General features: G+C 67.6%; 12 protein-coding genes. 2 read left to right on the top strand and 10 right to left on the bottom strand.

Annotated elements, in window-relative coordinates:
• Positions 1-10: 10 nt before the first annotated feature.
• From EL288_RS00060 to EL288_RS00050, 3 genes are all read right to left on the bottom strand, one after another.
• Entirely contained in the window at positions 11-1,810 is a 1,800-nt protein-coding gene (locus EL288_RS00060; RefSeq protein WP_080703019.1) for a M14 family metallopeptidase, read from the bottom strand.
• Positions 1,811-1,843: 33 nt separating this feature from the next.
• Positions 1,844-2,689 carry an AraC family transcriptional regulator gene (locus EL288_RS00055; RefSeq protein WP_003816010.1) on the bottom strand — a complete coding sequence of 282 codons (846 nt, stop codon included), beginning with the start codon at positions 2,687-2,689 and terminating at the stop codon, positions 1,844-1,846.
• An 87-nt stretch (positions 2,690-2,776) separates the two neighbouring features.
• Entirely contained in the window at positions 2,777-3,940 is a 1,164-nt protein-coding gene (locus EL288_RS00050; protein ID WP_003816013.1) for an alpha-hydroxy acid oxidase, read from the bottom strand.
• A gap of 154 nt (positions 3,941-4,094) precedes the next feature.
• Between EL288_RS00050 and EL288_RS00045 the strand changes: the two genes are divergently transcribed.
• Positions 4,095-4,379: an acylphosphatase gene (locus EL288_RS00045; protein WP_003816015.1), complete on the top strand. Its 285-nt coding sequence runs from the start codon at positions 4,095-4,097 to the stop codon at positions 4,377-4,379.
• 13 nt (positions 4,380-4,392) lie between these two features.
• Here EL288_RS00045 and EL288_RS00040 read toward each other — a convergent pair whose 3' ends face one another.
• Both EL288_RS00040 and EL288_RS00035 read right to left on the bottom strand, forming a co-directional pair.
• The gene (locus tag EL288_RS00040; RefSeq protein WP_033451357.1) at positions 4,393-5,364 is read right to left on the bottom strand and encodes a Bug family tripartite tricarboxylate transporter substrate binding protein; all 972 of its coding nucleotides are present in this window, start codon (positions 5,362-5,364) and stop codon (positions 4,393-4,395) included.
• A gap of 38 nt (positions 5,365-5,402) precedes the next feature.
• Positions 5,403-6,830, bottom strand: a complete 1,428-nt coding sequence (locus EL288_RS00035; RefSeq protein WP_003816018.1) for an amidase — start codon at positions 6,828-6,830, stop codon at positions 5,403-5,405.
• A 119-nt stretch (positions 6,831-6,949) separates the two neighbouring features.
• On the opposite strand from EL288_RS00035, the gene EL288_RS00030 reads away from it, so the two are divergent.
• Positions 6,950-7,741, top strand: coding sequence for an IclR family transcriptional regulator (locus EL288_RS00030; protein WP_003816019.1), 792 nt, complete (start codon positions 6,950-6,952; stop codon positions 7,739-7,741).
• A 15-nt stretch (positions 7,742-7,756) separates the two neighbouring features.
• Here the strand turns inward: EL288_RS00030 and EL288_RS00025 are convergent, their stop codons facing one another.
• From EL288_RS00025 to dnaA, 5 genes are all read right to left on the bottom strand, one after another.
• Positions 7,757-10,165: a caspase family protein gene (locus EL288_RS00025; protein ID WP_003816020.1), complete on the bottom strand. Its 2,409-nt coding sequence runs from the start codon at positions 10,163-10,165 to the stop codon at positions 7,757-7,759.
• A 47-nt stretch (positions 10,166-10,212) separates the two neighbouring features.
• On the bottom strand, positions 10,213-11,445 hold the full coding sequence (locus tag EL288_RS00020; protein ID WP_033448989.1) for a WD40 repeat domain-containing protein: 1,233 nt from the start codon (positions 11,443-11,445) through the stop codon (positions 10,213-10,215).
• A gap of 224 nt (positions 11,446-11,669) precedes the next feature.
• Positions 11,670-14,123: a DNA topoisomerase (ATP-hydrolyzing) subunit B gene (gene gyrB, locus EL288_RS00015; protein WP_003816022.1), complete on the bottom strand. Its 2,454-nt coding sequence runs from the start codon at positions 14,121-14,123 to the stop codon at positions 11,670-11,672.
• Positions 14,124-14,217: 94 nt separating this feature from the next.
• Positions 14,218-15,327: a DNA polymerase III subunit beta gene (gene dnaN, locus EL288_RS00010; protein ID WP_010929839.1), complete on the bottom strand. Its 1,110-nt coding sequence runs from the start codon at positions 15,325-15,327 to the stop codon at positions 14,218-14,220.
• A gap of 2 nt (positions 15,328-15,329) precedes the next feature.
• The gene (gene dnaA, locus EL288_RS00005; RefSeq protein ID WP_003816024.1) at positions 15,330-16,766 is read right to left on the bottom strand and encodes a chromosomal replication initiator protein DnaA; all 1,437 of its coding nucleotides are present in this window, start codon (positions 16,764-16,766) and stop codon (positions 15,330-15,332) included.

The raw sequence follows: 16,766 nt of genomic DNA, 5'->3' as shown, positions 1-16,766 counted from the left end.
TTGGACGCGGCTATACGCCGGCCCGGTACAGTTCGGTAGCGGCCAGCACGGTTTCCATCTGCACCGTGTGGGCGAACACATAGCGCTCGCCGTAGACAGTCTGGTCCGGGAACTCGGAGATCAGGGTCAGCGGCAGGTCTTCCTGGGTCGATTCGGCAATCTGCACTCCGATTCCGTTCATGAGCGCAAGGCCCGGGTCCTGTGCGTGAACGCGAAACAGCGCCAGCTGGCGTGCATTGAATTCGACCAGCGCCGGCAGGCGTTGCGCCAACCGCGCCGTCACGCCCTCCATCAGCAGGCGGGCCTGCACGGCGCGGCCGGGGTGGTGCCGCAGCACCAGGAAGAACCCCCTGGGGATGGTCCACAGCTCGAAGTGGCGCGGCAGGTAGCCCGACAGCGGCCGAGTCCACTCATGCGCCGGATAGCCATGCAGATTGATGTGCAGCTGCGCGCCGCTGATGGCGCGCGCCTGATGGCGTCCCTCGCGCTCGAAGAACGGCGCGCGTTCGCGATAGGCAATGTCGTCGCCCAGCGCGCTGTAGCGCGACGCATGATGCATGTGGCGCGGGTGCTCGGCGCGCAGGCGTGCGTGCAGCGCGTAGCCGTCGGGGTTCTCGGCGGCGATCAGGGCGAAATGTGCCTGGCCGCCCGCGACCAGCGCTTGCGCCGCGCGCAGCGCCCCGACCACGCCCGAGCTTTCGTTGGCATGCTGCGCCCCCGAAATGAACACGGCCGGCCCCGGCCCCGCGACATAGGCGCCCAGCACGGGGCGGCCCTGGCGCGATACCGCCTGGAAAGGCACGCCACCCAGCTGCGCCATCTGGCCGGCGATCTGGCCCGCGTCCAGCGGCGCCGTCGTCTGCGCCAACGGCCCGGCAAGCGCGGCCGGCCCGACCGGTTCGAGCGGCTCGAACGGCTCGATCGACATGCGCACGCGCGCCAGGCCATCGGTGCGCCGTACCAGCGGAATGATCTGCCCGGGCTGCAGGCCTCGATCGCCGGACGGCCGGTTGGCGTAACCCTGGAAAAACTCCAGCAGCGAGAAGTAGATATCCTCGTGCATGGCCTCGTACGTGCTGAGGAGCTCTTCATCGACACCCAGGTCGAATTCCATGCCCGGAATATCCACCCGGATCTCCAGGCGCTCGAAGTACGGCTCGCGCATGCCCCAGGCATGCGCGCGGACCGTGTCGACGATGGTGCGCAACGCAGCCTGGAACTCGGTGTTCTGCGCCGCGTCCAGCCGCGGCTCGCCCGCGGCATCGCACACGCGCAGCCAGCCGCACGGCGAGAGCCCGTCCACGCCATCGGCGCCGGGCGCCGGCCGGTTGGGCGCATGGACGCATTCGTGGTGCTCGCGTCCATCGGCATAGCGCAGCGTCACATCGTAGTGCAGGGCAGCGGAACCCGCCTCGAACCGCAGGTCCACGCCCGCCAGCAGCGCCGCCAGCGGATAGGCCTCCAGCGTGAAGCGGTTGGGCTGCGCCAGCGGATGCACCGGGTAGCGCACGTGCACGGCCACCAGCCCCTCGCGGTCCGCCTCTTCCAGGAAATAGTGCAGCAGCGGCTTGTACGCGCTGCGAAACCGTGCCCGCACGCCGGCCTGCGCCAGCCGCGCTTCGGCGGCACGGCGCGCCTGCGGTCCTTCGAACAGCCAGCCGTGCACCGTCGCACCGCGCCAGGCCGGATCGTGGTAGGTGTGCAACCACGCATCCAGGGTACGGTCGAAAGTCTTTTCCAGCAGAATCATGAATAGGTTCCCACAGCCTTCCGGACCGGGCGCATCGCGCCCGGTCCGGACTACGGCCATAGTAACCGGGCCGGCCCGGGCGGGCCTGCAACGCTAGGCCAGGGGCAGATAGATGCGCGTCTTCAGCTGGGCCGCGGGCGTCGTCTTGGGATCGTTGAGGTATTCCTCGAACATGGGAAAATCGCCCGGCTCCTGGCCGCTGGCCGGCAGCCATTGCGAGAACAGCCAGTTGTAGGGCGCCTCGATCTCGCTGTACGGACCGGTGTACTCGAGCACGGCGCAACGCATCGCCGGGATATCCAGCGGTTCGAACGGCGCCGGCGCCGCCGTGCCCGGCGGCAGCGATACACCGGCGCGCGAGCGCAACGCGTCGCGCGCCACCTGGGCGGGATCATCGTAGTACACGCCGATGTAGCGTGGCGGCGGCTGCATGCCGTCACGCACCAGGTCCTGGGTGGCAGCCAGCAGCGCCAGGCGGTCGAACGTATTGCCTATCTCCTGGTAGTCGCCCTGGTGCGCCAGGGTGGCCAGGGACAGGCCGGGAAAGTCTTCCATCGTCAGGGGGTACATGCGCAGCTCCTCGGGGTTGAAAGGGCTGGAGCGTTTCGCACGATAGCGGCCGGGCGGCAGGCCGTACTGCGCGCTGAACGCCCGGCTGAACGCGGCTTCCGATGCATAGCCGGCCCGATCCGCCACCTGCCGCAGCGAACCCTTGCCCTGCGCCAGCGCCACCGATGCCCGCGCCAGCCGCATCCGTTGCACGGTGGCGTGCACGGTCTCGCCCATCAGGGCGCGGTATACGCGGTGGAAGTGATAGGGCGACAGGCAGGCCAGCTCGGCCAGCCGGTGCAGGTCGGCGTCGGCATCGGGGCGCGCCGCCAGCCAGGCCAGCACGGGCTCGAGGCGCTCGGCGTAGTAAAGACGGGTCTTGGGCTTCATGCGATCTCCAGTGAACGCAATGTAGCCAGGCCCGCTTTGCAGATTTTGCGGTTTTGCGCGGACGGCGAAGCGCCCGCGCCGGCCGGCTTACTGCGGATAGGTGCCCGGCATCAGGATGCCGCGGTCTATCTGGCTGATGTGCTTGTGGCCGCACAGCGCCATGGTGACGTCCATTTCCTTGTAGAGGATCTCGAGCGCCCGCGTCACGCCGGCCTGGCCGTAGGCGCCCAGGCCATAGAGGAATGCCCGCCCGATCATGGTGCCGCGCGCGCCCAGCGCCACCGCCTTGAGCACATCCTGGCCGGAGCGGATGCCGCCGTCCATCCACACTTCGATACGCGAGCCGACCGCCTCCGCGATGGCCGGCAGGGCGTTGATGGAGGAAATCGCGCCATCGAGCTGGCGGCCGCCATGGTTGCTGACGATCAGGGCGTCGGCACCGCTCTCGGCCGCGAGACGGGCGTCCTCGGCATCCAGGATGCCCTTGAGGATCAGCTTGCCGCCCCAGCGCCGCTTGATCCATTCGACATCGTCCCAGCTCAGGCGCGGGTCGAACTGCTCGGCCGTCCAGGACGACAGCGACGACAGGTCGGTCACGCCCTTGGCGTGGCCGACGATGTTGCCGAAGGTGCGTCGCCGCGTGCCCAGCATGCCCAGGCACCAGCGCGGCTTGAACGCCAGGTCGATCAGGTTGCGCAGCGTCGGCTTGGGCGGCGCGGACAAGCCGTTCTTGATGTCCTTGTGGCGCTGGCCGAGGATCTGCAGGTCCAGCGTCAGCACCAGCGCCGAGCACCCCGCCGCCTTGGCCCGATCGATCAGGTCGCCGACGAACTCGCGGTCGCGCATGACGTAGAGCTGGAACCAGAAGGGCTTGCCGCTGCCCTGGGCGACGTCCTCGATCGAGCAGATGCTCATGGTCGACAAGGTGAACGGCACGCCGAACTCGGCGGCGGCGCGCGCGGCCAGGATCTCGCCGTCGGCGTGCTGCATGCCGGTCAGGCCGGTGGGCGCGATGGCCACCGGCATCACGGCGTCGCTGCCCGCCATGGTGGTGCGCAGCGAACGGCCTTCCATATCGACGGCGACGCGCTGGCGCAGCTTGATGCGCTGGAAGTCGCTTTCGTTGGCGCGATAGGTGCTTTCCGTCCAGGCGCCTGAATCGGCGTAGTCGTAGAACATGCGCGGCACGCGCTTTTGCGCGATGACGCGCAGATCTTCGATGCAGGTGATCGTAGAAAGGTTCTGGGTCATGGTCGATGAAGGTCAGGAAAGCGGCACGGCGATGGCCGGCCTTCGCGCGGCGAGAGCCAGTATACGCCGCCCCTCGCGCACGCCTGCAGGATTCATCCGATAATCCACGTATCGCGCCACGGCGCGGCCGTTATACGAAGCACAAGGATCCGACATGTCTGACGCCCACATGGAAACCGTACACGTCATCGTCAAAGGCAAGGTGCAAGGCGTGGGCTACCGCCACGCCGCCGTGCGCCGGGCCCACATGCTGGGTGTGACCGGATGGGTGCAGAACCTGCCCGACGGCACGGTCGAGGCCGTGGTGCAGGGCACCGCCGACCAGGTCGACCACATGCTGGAATGGCTGCGTCGCGGGCCGCCGGCCGCGCAAGTGCGCGAGCTGGCCAGCGAGCGCAGCTTCGAAGAAAAGCGCTACAAGCACTTCGCGCAGCTGTAGCGCCGCGCCACGGCTATTCGATGCGAATGCCGGCCGCCTTGATCACGCCCGCATTGCGGGCCATTTCCTGCTCGACGCGGGCGCGAAAGCCCGCCGCGTCCACATATTCCGGCTCGAAGCCCAGCTCGCGCATCCTGGCCTGGGTACCCGGCTCGGCCAGCATGGTCTGCAGCGCCTGCGCCATGCGCTGCACCACCGCCTGCGGCGTGCCATGCGGCGCGACGATGCCAAACCAGGTCTGGAAGTCATAAGGCGCCACGCCGCTTTCGGCGACGGTGGGCAGTTCGGGCAGCAAGGGCGAGCGCGCGCTGCTGGTCAGCGCCACCGCGCGCACCTTGCCGGCGCGGATCTGCGGCAAGGCCGCCACCAGCGTGTCGATCGAAAGCGGGATCTGGTTGCCGATCAAATCGGTCATGGCCGGCGCGCTGCCCCGGTACGGCACGTGCAGCAGCTTGGCGCCGCCGTGCTGCGCCAGATACTCGCCGGCCAGGTGCGGCGTGGAGGCCGTGCCGAACGAACCGAAGCTGAGCGGCTGGCTGGCCGACTTGCGCACGATGTCCTGCACCGTGGCGATGCCGGTCTGCGGGTTGGTCAGGATCACGAACGGCGCGCTCGCCGCGATGGCGACATACTCGTAGCTCTTGATCGGGTCGTAGTTCAGGTTGGCGTACAGCAGGGAATTGGTCGTGTACGTCGGCGCGCCGCTGATCATGAAGGTATAGCCGTCGGCCGGCGCGCGCGCCACCGCAGTCGCGCCGATGCCCGTGTTGGCGCCCGGCCGGTTCTCCACCACGATGGACTGGCCCAGCAGCTCGCCCAGGCGTGCGCCGAAGTAACGGCCGATCACGTCGGTCGAGCCGCCCGGCGGGAACGGCACCACCAGGGTCACCGGCCTGGCCGGCCAGTCCGCTTGCGCCGCCGGCGCGGCCATGGGCAATACGGCCAGCGCGCACAGCGCCAGCGCTTTCAGGCTTGCTTTGAACATCTGCTGCTTCCCTTTCCGAATGAAAAAATTGCGCGGCCTCAGGCGGCCGGCGCGCGCAGCGCCGGCGCCTGGCGCCAGCACTGGGTCAGTTGCTCGAACGCGTGCGCCAGTTGCAGTACGCCGCGTTCGTCGCGATAGCGGCCCACGATCTGTATCCCTATCGGCAGGCCCGTCTCGGTGAACCCGCAGGGCACCGAAATCGCCGGATGACCGGTCAACGACAGGTAGTAGCCCGAACGCATCCAGTCGATGTAGTTGCGCATCTCCACGTCGCCGATGCGCTGGATGTACGCCTGGTCGGCGGAGAAAGGCGGCACCTGGCTGACCGGCCCGATCAGGAATTCGTACTGCTGCATGAAGTCGTGCATGCGCTCGAACAGCTGCGCGCGGTCGCGCTCGGCCTGCGCCAGCACGGCGCCGCTCTGGTTCAGGCCCAGTTCCGTGTTCCAGATCACGGTGTCCTTGACGCGGTCGCGATGCCGCCGCACGGTCTCGCCTTGATTGATGGCAAAGGCCAGGCCGCGCAAGGCATGGAACGACGAATCCGCCTGGCCGAAGTCCGGACATGCCTGGTCGACCCGGCAACCCAGCTCTTCCCAGCGCGGCAGTTGCGCCTGCAGCACGCGGCCGACGGCCGGATCGACCGGCAGGCCGCCCCAGTCCGGTGCGTACGCCACGCGCGTGCCGGCGAAATCGCGTTCCAGCGCCCCCAGGAACAGGCCAGGGTCGGCATCGATGGTCAGCGGATCGCGCGCGTCGGGGCCGGCCAGCGCCGCCAGCATGAGGGCGGCGTCGGCCACGGTGCGCGCCATCGGACCAGCCACGCTCAGGGTGTTGTACGGCGCGGCCGTCGGCCACATCGGCACCCGGCCCGGCGAAGGACGCAGGCCCACCACATTGCAGAAGCTGGCCGGATTGCGCAGCGACCCGCCCATATCGGTGCCATCGGCCAGGGGCACCATGCGGCACGCCAGCGCGGCGGCCGCGCCGCCGCTGCTGCCGCCGGCCGTCATGGCCGGGTCATAGGGATTGCGGGTGGGGCCGAACACCGCGTTGAAAGTTTGCGAACCGGCGCCGAACTCCGGCAGGTTGGTCTTGCCCAGCGTAATGGCGCCGGCAGCCTGCTGGCGCGTCACCACCAGGCTGCTGCGCTCGGGCACGAAATCGGCGAATACGGGCGAACCATGGGTCGTCCGCATGCCGGCGGTCAGGAAACTGTCCTTGTGCGCCACGGGCAGGCCATGCAGCAACCCCAGCGGCTCGCCGCGCGCCTGCGCCTGGTCGGCCGCCGCGGCGCGCCGGCGCGCGCCTTCGACATCCAGCGTGACAATGGCGTTGACCGTGGGGTTCCAATGTTCGATGGCCTCCAGATGCGCCTGCAGGATCTCGCGCGCGCTCAGATGGCCGGCCGCCAGTTCGGCCCGCAGTTGCAGCGCGGTCATTGCGCAAATCGATTCCCAGCCCATGGTTTGCTCCGCTCAAGTATTGCTATACAATACAAAGTACTGAATATACGTATTTATACGGCGGCTGCCTGCCTGTGCACAATGCGGGTAAACAAGTAGCCGCGCCTCTGGAGACGCCCATGCCCGCTGCCGCCGCCGCTTTGCTTGCCGAGCGTGCCGACCACCCCCTGTATGTCGCTTCCGTGGAAAAAGGCATGCGCGTGCTGGAGGCTTTCGATGCCGCGCGCGACTCGCTCAGCCTCACCGACATCGTGCAGCTCACCGGCATGGGCAAAAGCGCCGCGCAGCGCTTTACCCACACCTGGGAAGCGCTGGGCTACCTGGCCAAGGATCCGCAATCGCGCCGCTATCGCCTCGGTCCCAAGGTGGTGGAACTGAGCTATTACTTCCTGCGCAGCGACCACCTGGTATCGCTGGCCGCGCCGCATCTGGTCGCCTTGCGCGAGCATTGCGGGCTGGCGGTCAACATGAGCGTGCTGAGCGGCGACGACATGATCTACCTGCTGCGGCTGCCGAGCCGCCAGTTGACGCTGGTGGAGATGTTGCCGGGCCGGCGCATGCCGGCCTGGAGCAACAGCGCGGGCCGCATGCTGCTGTCGCAGCGCGACGATGCCAGCGTGCGCGACCTGCTGGCACGCGCCGCGCCGCAGCCCTACACGCCGCGCACGCAGACCGACCCCCAGGCGCTGCTGGCCGAGATCCGCCAGGCCCGCGAGGACGGCTACGCCATCACGCAGGACCAGGTGCTGCTCAACCAGATGGGCGTGGCCACCCTGCTGCGCGACGAACGGCGCCAGCCGCTGGCGGCCATCAGCGTCACGGCGGCGGCCGACGAATATCCGCGCGCGCGCCTGGTAGCGGAAATCGTGCCGCAGATGCTCAAGGCCGCCTACGCCATCTGCGGCGCCTGAAGCGCGCGGCCGCGCTCAGCGGCCGGCCACCACGGGAAAAGGCTGGCCCGTGGCATACACGGCGGGGTTCTGCTCGCGCTGCAGGCGCCGCGCCAGCGCCGGAACCTCGCGCGCGACGTAGCGCGCCAGATCGGCGGTAAGCACGACATTGCCTTTGCCGCCGCCGGCCTTGCCACGGAATGCCTGCAACACGACCCAGGTGAACGTGCCGTGTTCCTGGTAGCCCTCATAAGACATCTCGAGCGGCGCCGAAGCCGCCAGGGTCGTGCTGCCGATCGCCGTGGCCAGCACATTGACGGCGCCGTTCTCGGCCACGCCGCGTTCGACGGCGGGCTGGTACAGCGCTTCGCCCAGCGCGCCCGCGAAGCAGGTGTCGAACAGCAGCAGCTTCTTGCCGGCCGGGATGGAGGAAAACAGGCGCTTGAGTTCGTGCTGGCTGATGGCGTCATGCGCAAAGACCGGGCTCTTGGCGTTGCTGGGAATCAGGAAATACTCCTGGTCCACCGGCTTGTCGCCCATGACCGCGCCATGCGTGGACACATAGAACATGAATACATCCCCGGCATCGAGCTGCTGGTAGCGCCGCAGGCTTTCGATCAGCGATGCGCGCGAGGTCTGCTGCGGCGTGGTCAGCAGCTCGATCCGCACGTCGCGGTACAGGCCGCGCGTGCGCTCGCGCAGTTCCCTGGCGATGGCGTTGGCGTCGTTGACGGCGTATTGCAGGTTCAACGAGGCCTCGCCGAACTCGTTGATGCCGACGATCATGGCGTGCAATACCGGTTTTTCCGGCTGCGTCGCCCGCACATCCAGCGTCAGGCGCAGCGGCTTGCTGCTCAGGCTGTTCTCGGCGTTGAAGGCGATGACCTTGATTTCGTTGCGGCCCGCTGCCAGCTTGACCGGAATGCTGCGGCGCTGGCTGCCCGCGGCGGCCTGCGCGTCCGCCGCGTGGTTTGCGACGGCCACGTCGTTGCGCAGCACCCGTACATCGCCGATCCCGCCTCCCTGGTCGGTCAGTTGCAGCACCAGCGTGTAGGTGTCGGCCGCCAGCGACGCCGGCACCGGATCGGCCCGCACCTGCGGCGGCGGACGCGTGTCGGCCAACGTCCGCTGCGGCCGCACCGACCGGCCCTGCAGCGCCGCGCTCAGGATATCCGGCCGGTAATAACGCTCGCGGAAGTTGTCGATGCCATAGACATCCGAACCAATCCGCACATTGATGGCCGCCTCGGCCGGCAGGCCGGACGAGTGGAAATAACCCGCCGGCGTCATGGAAACCCAGCCGGTCTCGCCCAGCCCCACCAGCCGTACCGCTTCCTGGCCCGTCGCGGTCTCGCGCACCCGGATGCTGCCATCTCGTCCAGACGAGACGAGGAAGCGGCCGGCGCTCGCGAAAGCCAGCTGCTCAATGGCGCCCGCGTGTTTGCCTTCCAGCGCCGCGCCGGCCGGCTTGCGGGCGTCCCACAGCTCGACGCGGCCCTGGTTGTCGGCCACCGCGAAACGCCGGGAGCCGGCCTCCCAGGCCGACGCCGTGACTTCGCCCAGCGCCGAACGCAGCGCCGACCTGGCCGGCGCCGGCTGGTCCAGCCGATACAGGGTCAGGGCGCCCGGGCGGTCGGCGGTAAGCAGCACGCGCCGATCGGGCGACAGGCTGGTCGCCACGCCGCGCAGCGGGATATCCTGGCTGCCCAGCAAGGCGGCCGGCGCGGCGCGGCGCGGATCGAACCGCTGGATATAGCCCGTTGCATGGTGCACGACCACGGTCCCGTCATAGGCAAAAGCCATGAACAGGATGTCGTGCGTCGGCACCGCGTGCGATTTCGACGCAATACTGCCCAGCTCGAAATTGCCCAGTGATTTTCCGCCCTCGAGGTCGTACACCGTCACGCGCTGCTTGTCCTGCCCGACCGCCAGGTAGCGTCCGTCGGCCGAGGCCGCGGCCTGGCGCGGCGCGGCCGGCAACTCGAACACGCCGCGCGCCTTGCCGCTGGAAGCCTCCCACACCGCCGCCAGCCGGCCGGCATACAGCGCCACCAGCACGTCGTCGCCGGCAAAGCGCAAGCCATCCACGCCGGAGCGCGGCGCCTTGATCTCGCGCACCGCGCGGCCGGTCGCGGCATCTCGCACCACAATGACGGGATCCTTGTAGCCACGCGTGGCGGCCAGCCACCGCCCGTCTGGCGAAACCGCCACCGGTTCCAGCTGCATGTCGCCACGGGCGTTCGGCGCGCGCGGCCGCGCCTGCCACGCGGGCCGGCTGCCGTCGACCAGGCTCCACAACCCCGTGCCATCCTCGGTGACGGCAACCAGCCCGGCCGGCGTGGCGGCAATCGTATCGATGACTTCCGGACGCGGATTGGCGCAGACCGACTGCGCCGCCAATGCGAGCGCGAACGCGCGGACAAACCAGCGAAGAATGCTTGCCATGATCCCGGCCTTTGTGAACAGTGAAGTGACCTGCGAGATGCCGCGGCTCAGTTGGGCCCTATGACCCGCTGCTCCTTGACGCTCCAGACCTTCATCGTGCCGTCGTCGGCGCCGCCCACGACCACCATGGACCCGGAAGGCGAAATCCAGGTGCGGAAGTCCGCGCTGGGCTGCACCGCGAAAGTGCCCAGCTTGCGGCTGATCGCCAGATCGGCGACCTCCGCCTGGCACGCCGTATGATCCGGGTTGCACAGCACGTACGATGCCGTGGCGCCCCACACGTCGATGGACCCGGGGTCGGCGTCCGGCGGCAACCGGTGCAGCCGCCTGGTCTGCAAGTCGTAGATGCCGGGCGCCGCGCGGCGCGTCGATGCATCGGGCTCGTCCGGCGCAAGAACCAGGAAGCGCGTGCCGGCGACGAAGCGATAGGGCTGGAACTTGCCCGACCCTGTCCAGCGCGGCAGCGTCGACAGGCTGCGGCTGGAGAAATCGAAGGCCAGGATGCGCTGCTTGCCGTCGGCCTCGACAAACACCGCGCGCCTGGCGTCCGCGGCGTAGCTCGCGATCCTGAACCCCGGCTCGCGGGCCAGCATGCGGCCGCTCGCGATGTCCATGATGGCCAGCTCGTCATCGGCGCCATCGACGCCGGCAAGCAGCAGGCGGCCCTGGTCCATCACCGCGGACTTTCGAAACGCCACGCTGTTGACCAGCGCGGGCAGCGGGGTTTCGGCGGCGCGCGGCTGTCCGGCCGGCACGGCAAGCAGATAGGCCTTGCGCGCATGGCCGCCGATCCAGCCATGCGAAACAAACTCGAGCGTGCCGTCATCGCGGTACACCAGCGACCGGCCACGGCGCGACTCTCCCTGCGGCAGGCGCGGCGCGGGCAATGCCCGCGCAGGCTGGCCATTGTCGGTGTCGTAGAGCTCGATCTCGCCTTTGCCCTCTTCGTTCCACACGGCCAGGGCGCGGCCGTCCGGCGAAAGGTCGAAATCGAAATCCCGGTTCGCAACGCTGACCGAACTGCGCACGCGCAGTGTCTTCAAGTCCCACAGATGCACGACGTTGCCCCAGTGCGTCGTGGCCATGGTTCGCTCATCGGCCGAAAATTGCACGAACTCCAATCCGTCCACGACGCCGCGCGACGCCACGCCGATCTCGATCTCGACCGCTCGCGCGGCCGCGGCCGCCTGCAAGGCCAGCGCCGCCGTCAATACGCACCGCGCCAGCATCGCGCCCATGCGCGGCGCCCCCGCGGCTTTACGCTGGAACTCTGGACACATGATTCGATTCTTCCGCTGTCGATTTATCTCATGCCCCGCCACGCCTTTCGCGCCGGCGGTGCGCCCCCACGCAAGCGCGAGAATACTCCACCGGCGTATCAAAATGTAGTCAGGCGCCGCCCGGGAAAATCCTCATAGCCACCGGCATGAAGCGCTGCCACGCCCCCAAGCAAAAGAGGCTGCCTCACGGCAGCCCCTTTCGGCATACGACGGCAGCAAGCGCGTCAGGCGTCGATGTTGCCCGCCGACAGCGCATGCGTTTCGATGAACGCGCGGCGCGGCTCGACGTCGTCGCCCATCAGCGTGGTGAAGACCTCGTCCGCCGCGATGGCATCTTCGATCTGCACCCGCAGCAGGCGGCGCACCTTCGGGTCCATCGTGGTTTCCCACAACTGCTCCGGGTTCATTTCGCCCAGGCCCTTGTAGCGCTGCTTGCTCAGGCCGCGCTCGGCTTCGCCGCGCAACCATTGCATGGCCTCGCGGAAATCGGACACGAACTGTTCCTTGCGCTTGTCGCCTTCGCCACGCGCCACGATGGCGCCGGCGCCGACCAGGCCCAGGAACGTCTTGGCCGACTTGGCCAGCACCGCGTAGTCGGCGCCGCGCACGAAGTCCGCATCCAGCACGCTGACACGCACGTTGCCGTGGTGCATGCGGCGCACCGCCAGGCGGTGCTTTTCGGCCACGTCGTCGTACTCGGCCACCACTTCCACGCCATTGGCGGGGCTGGCCGCGTGCAACGCGTCGGACAGGCGCTGCGCCGATGCCTTGGTGCGTTCGGCGTCCTCGAGGTCGATCTCGACGCCTTCGGCCAGCGCCGACAGCGCGGCCACGTCGAACACGCGCGACAGGCGGGAAATGACCGCGTCGGCCAGCACGTACTGGCGCGCCAGTTCGTTGAGCGCCTCGCCACGGATCGGGGCGGCGCCCTGGCTGGGAATCAGCTCGGCGTCCTTGAGCGCCAGTTGCAGCATGAATTGCGCTTCTTCCTGGTCATCCTTCAGGTAGCGCTCGTCGCGGCCGACCTTGACCTTGTACAGCGGCGGCTGCGCGATATAGACGTGGCCGCGCGCCACCAGCTCGGGCATCTGGCGATACAGCAGCGTCAGCAGCAGCGTGCGGATGTGCGCGCCGTCCACGTCCGCGTCGGTCATGATGATCAGGCGGTGGTAGCGCAGCTTGTCGATATTGAAATCGGGGCCGATGCTGGTGCCCAGGGCCGTGATCAGCGTGGCGATCTGCTCGCTGGCGATGAGGCGGTCAAAACGCGCCTTCTCGACGTTGAGCACCTTGCCGCGCAGGGGCAGGATGGCCTGGAACTTGCGGTCGCGGCCCTGCTTGGCCGAACCGCCTGCCGAATCGCCCTCGACGATGTACAGCTCGCACAGCGCCGGGTCCTTTTCCTGACAGTCGGCCAGCTTGCCGGGCAGGCCGGCGCCTTCCAGCACGCTCTTGCGGCGCGTCATCTCGCGCGCCTTGCGCGCCGCCTCGCGCGCACGCGCGGCCTCGACGATCTTGCCGCACAGCGCCTTGGCGTCGTTGGGGTGCTCCAGCAGCCAGGTTTCCAGCGTGCGCGCCACCGCGTCCTCGACGGCCGGACGCACTTCGCTGGAGACCAGCTTGTCCTTGGTCTGGCTGCTGAACTTGGGCTCGGGCACCTTCACCGACAGCACGCAGGCCAGGCCTTCGCGCATGTCGTCGCCGGTGGTCTCGACCTTGGCCTTCTTGGCCAGCTCGTTGTCGGCGATGTACTTGTTGAGCACGCGCGTCATGGCCGCGCGCAGGCCCGTCAGGTGCGTGCCGCCGTCGCGCTGCGGAATGTTGTTGGTGAAACACAGCACGCTTTCGCTGTAGCTGTCGTTCCACTGCATGGCCACTTCCACGCCCACCAGCACGCCGCCGGCCGACGATTCGGCGCTGACCGCGAACACGTTGGGATGCAGCACCGACTTGCTGCGGTTGATGTACTCGACAAACCCTTTCACGCCGCCGGAGAACGCAAAGTTCTCCTCCTTGCCCTGGCGCTGGTCGACCAGGCGGACCTTCACGCCATTGTTCAGGAACGACAGCTCGCGCAGGCGCTTCGAGAGAATCTCGTAGTGGTACTCGATGTTGGTGAAGATGGCCGGATCGGCCAGGAAACGCACTTCCGTGCCGCGCTTGTCGGTCGGGCCGGTCGCCGTCAGGGGCGCGACGCGCTGCCCCTGGCGGAATTCCATCTGATGCACCTGGCCGTTGCGGCGGATCGTCAGGCGCAGCCACTCGGACAGGGCGTTCACGCAGGATACGCCCACGCCGTGCAGGCCGCCCGACACCTTGTACGAGTTCTGGTCGAACTTGCCGCCCGCGTGCAGCTCGGTCATCACGATTTCGGCGGCGCTGCGGCCGAACTCGTCATCCTTGTGGATGTCGGTCGGGATGCCGCGGCCGTTGTCGGTGACGGAGATCGAGTTGTCGGTATGGATGGTGACGACGATGTCGTCGCAATGGCCCGCCAGCGCCTCGTCGATCGCGTTGTCGACCACTTCGAACACCATGTGGTGCAAGCCCGTGCCATCGGAGGTATCGCCGATGTACATGCCTGGGCGCTTGCGCACGGCCTCCAGCCCCTTGAGCATCTTGATCGAATCGGCGCCATAGCCGGTGTTCTCGGGAGTGGTGTTCTGTTGATCTGACATGTCGATTCTTTAACGCCTTAAAAAACAGCCTCACGGCCACACCGTTCGCGCGCGCAAGCGCGCGCAAACGGCACAAACCCATCTGTGTCGCGGATCAGATCCGCATGGGCATGACGACGTATTTGAACTGCTCGTCGTCGGGCAGGGTGATGAGCGCCGACGCGTTGGCGTCGGGCATGACGGACCACTGCACGTTCTCGGCCTTGATGTTGCTCAGCACGTCCAGCAGGTAGCTGACGTTGAAGCCCACATCCAGCGGCTCGAAGCTGTAGTCGATATCGATTTCTTCCTGCGCCTCTTCCTGCTCGGCGTTGGAGGACGAAATCTTCATCTGGTGCTGCGCCAGCTGCAGGCGCACGCCCTTGAACTTGTCGGTGGTCAGGATGGCGGCGCGCTGCAGGCTGCCTTGCAGGGCTTCGCGGCTGACCGAGAACTGGCGCGTGTAGTTGGTGGGAATCACGCGCGTGAAATCCGGAAACTTGCCTTCGACCAGCTTGGACACCAGCTCGACGTCGCCGAAACGGAAACGGATCTGGCCCGGCGCCACGTCCAGCGCCACCGGCTCGTCGGAGTCCTCGAGCAGGCGCTGCATTTCCAGCACCGTCTTGCGCGGCACGATGACCTCATGGCGCTCGGCGATGCCGTCGGCCTCGGTGGCGCAGTGCGCCAGGCGGTGGCCGTCGGTGGCCACGGCGCGCACACGGCCCGGCTCGAACACCAGCAGCATGCCATTGAGGTAGTAGCGGATATCCTGCTGGGCCATGGCGAAGTGCACCATGTTGAACAGGTGGCGCAGCATGCGCTGCGGCATGCTCAACGACACGTCCCACTGTTCGGGCTGGGCCACGGTCGGGAACTCGCTGGCCGCCAGCGTCTGCAATGCGAAGCGGCTCTTGGCCGACTGCACCGACAGCTTGTTGCTGGCCAGGCCCAGCTTGACCTCGCCGGTGTCCGGCAGGGCCTTCAGGATGTCGAGCAGCTTGCGCGCCGCCACCGTGGTGGACTCGTTCTCCGGGCCGACGCCGAAGTCGGCATGCGTGGTGATCTGGACCTCGAGGTCGGTGGCGATGAAAGCCACCTTGTTGCCCTCTTTGCGCATCAGGATGTTCGCCAGGATGGGCAGGGTATGGCGTCTTTCGACGATGCCCGCCACAGTCGACAGCGGTTTCAGCAATGCATCGCGTGTGGTTTGTACGAGTTGCATGGTCATCCTTTTAGAGTTTGTTCCAACACGTGCAGGGTATGGTTAAGCTCGGCTTGTTTGGCGCGGGCATCGGAGATCTTGCGCACAGCGTGCAGGACGGTGGTGTGGTCTCGTCCACCGAACAGGTCGCCGATCTCCGGCAAGCTCTTCTGAGTCAACTCCTTGGCCAGGTACATCGCCACCTGGCGCGGCAGGGCGATATTGGCCGGCCGGCGTTTCGAGTACATGTCGGCCACCTTGATCTTGTAGAAATCGGCAACCGTCTTCTGGATGTTCTCGACCGTGATCTGGCCGTTGGACACCGAAAGCAGGTCCTTCAGGGCCTCCTTGCAGACATCCACCGTCAGCACGTCGCGGCCATGGAAACGCGCGTAGGCCAGCACCTTGCGCAAGGCGCCTTCCAGCTCGCGTACGTTGCTGCGCAGGTGCTTGGCGATGAAGAACGCCACTTCCTCGGGCATCGGCACGCCTTCGGACTCGGCCTTGCGCAGCAGGATCGCCACGCGCATCTCGAGTTCGGGCGGCTCGATGGCCACGGTCAGCCCGGAGTCGAACCGCGAAATCAACCGGCTGTCGATACCCGAGAGCTCCTTCGGGTACGTATCGCTGGTGATGATGATCTGCTTGCGCTGCGCCACCATCGCCTCGAACGCATAGAAGAACTCCTCCTGCGTGCGATTCTTGCCGGAAAAGAACTGGATATCGTCGATCAGCAGCAGATCGAGCGAATGGTAGTAGCGCTTGAAATCGTCGAACGCCTTGCGCTGGTAGGCCTTGACCACGTCAGAGACGTATTGGTCCGCATGCACGTAGCGCACCCGCACGCCGGTCCCCGCGGCCACCATGGCATTGCCGATGGCGTGGATCAGGTGGGTCTTGCCCAGCCCCACGCCGCCGTACAGGAACAGCGGGTTGTAGGACGTGCCGGGATTCTCCGCCACCTGCAGCGCCGCGGCGCGCGCCAGCTGGTTGGCCTTGCCGGTCACGAAATTCTCGAAGGTGAGATCCGTGTTCAGGCGCGACCGCTCGTAAACGATGTTCGCGGCGTCGGCGCTTGCCGGCGCCGGAGCAGGCGCGGCCGGCGCCGGCGCCGGCGGAGCAGGCTCCGATGCTTGCTGCACCGCAGCAACGACGGCCGGCACCGAGACCGCCACCGGGCGCGGCACGGCCATCGGTATGCGTGGCGCGGAGCTGGTGCCGGGCAGCTCGAACGTCACCTGCACCGGGCGCTGGTACCACTCGGCGGCCAGCGCCTCGATCTGATGGGAAAAGTTCTTCCGCACCCAATCCAGCTTGAAGCGGTTGGGCGCGGCCACGCGCAGAACCGCTTGCGCTTCGTCATACGCAAGCGGGACCAGCGGTCGGATCCACGCGCTGATTTGTTGGGGGGGGAGTTCCTGCTCAAGACGACTGACGCAGGTCTGCCAGAATTCTTTCAT

Source organism: Bordetella bronchiseptica (assembly GCF_900636925.1).
GTDB lineage: Bacteria > Pseudomonadota > Gammaproteobacteria > Burkholderiales > Burkholderiaceae_B > Bordetella > Bordetella pertussis.
Note: the sequence above shows the minus strand (reverse complement) of the source record. Positions and strands in the feature narration are given on the sequence as shown.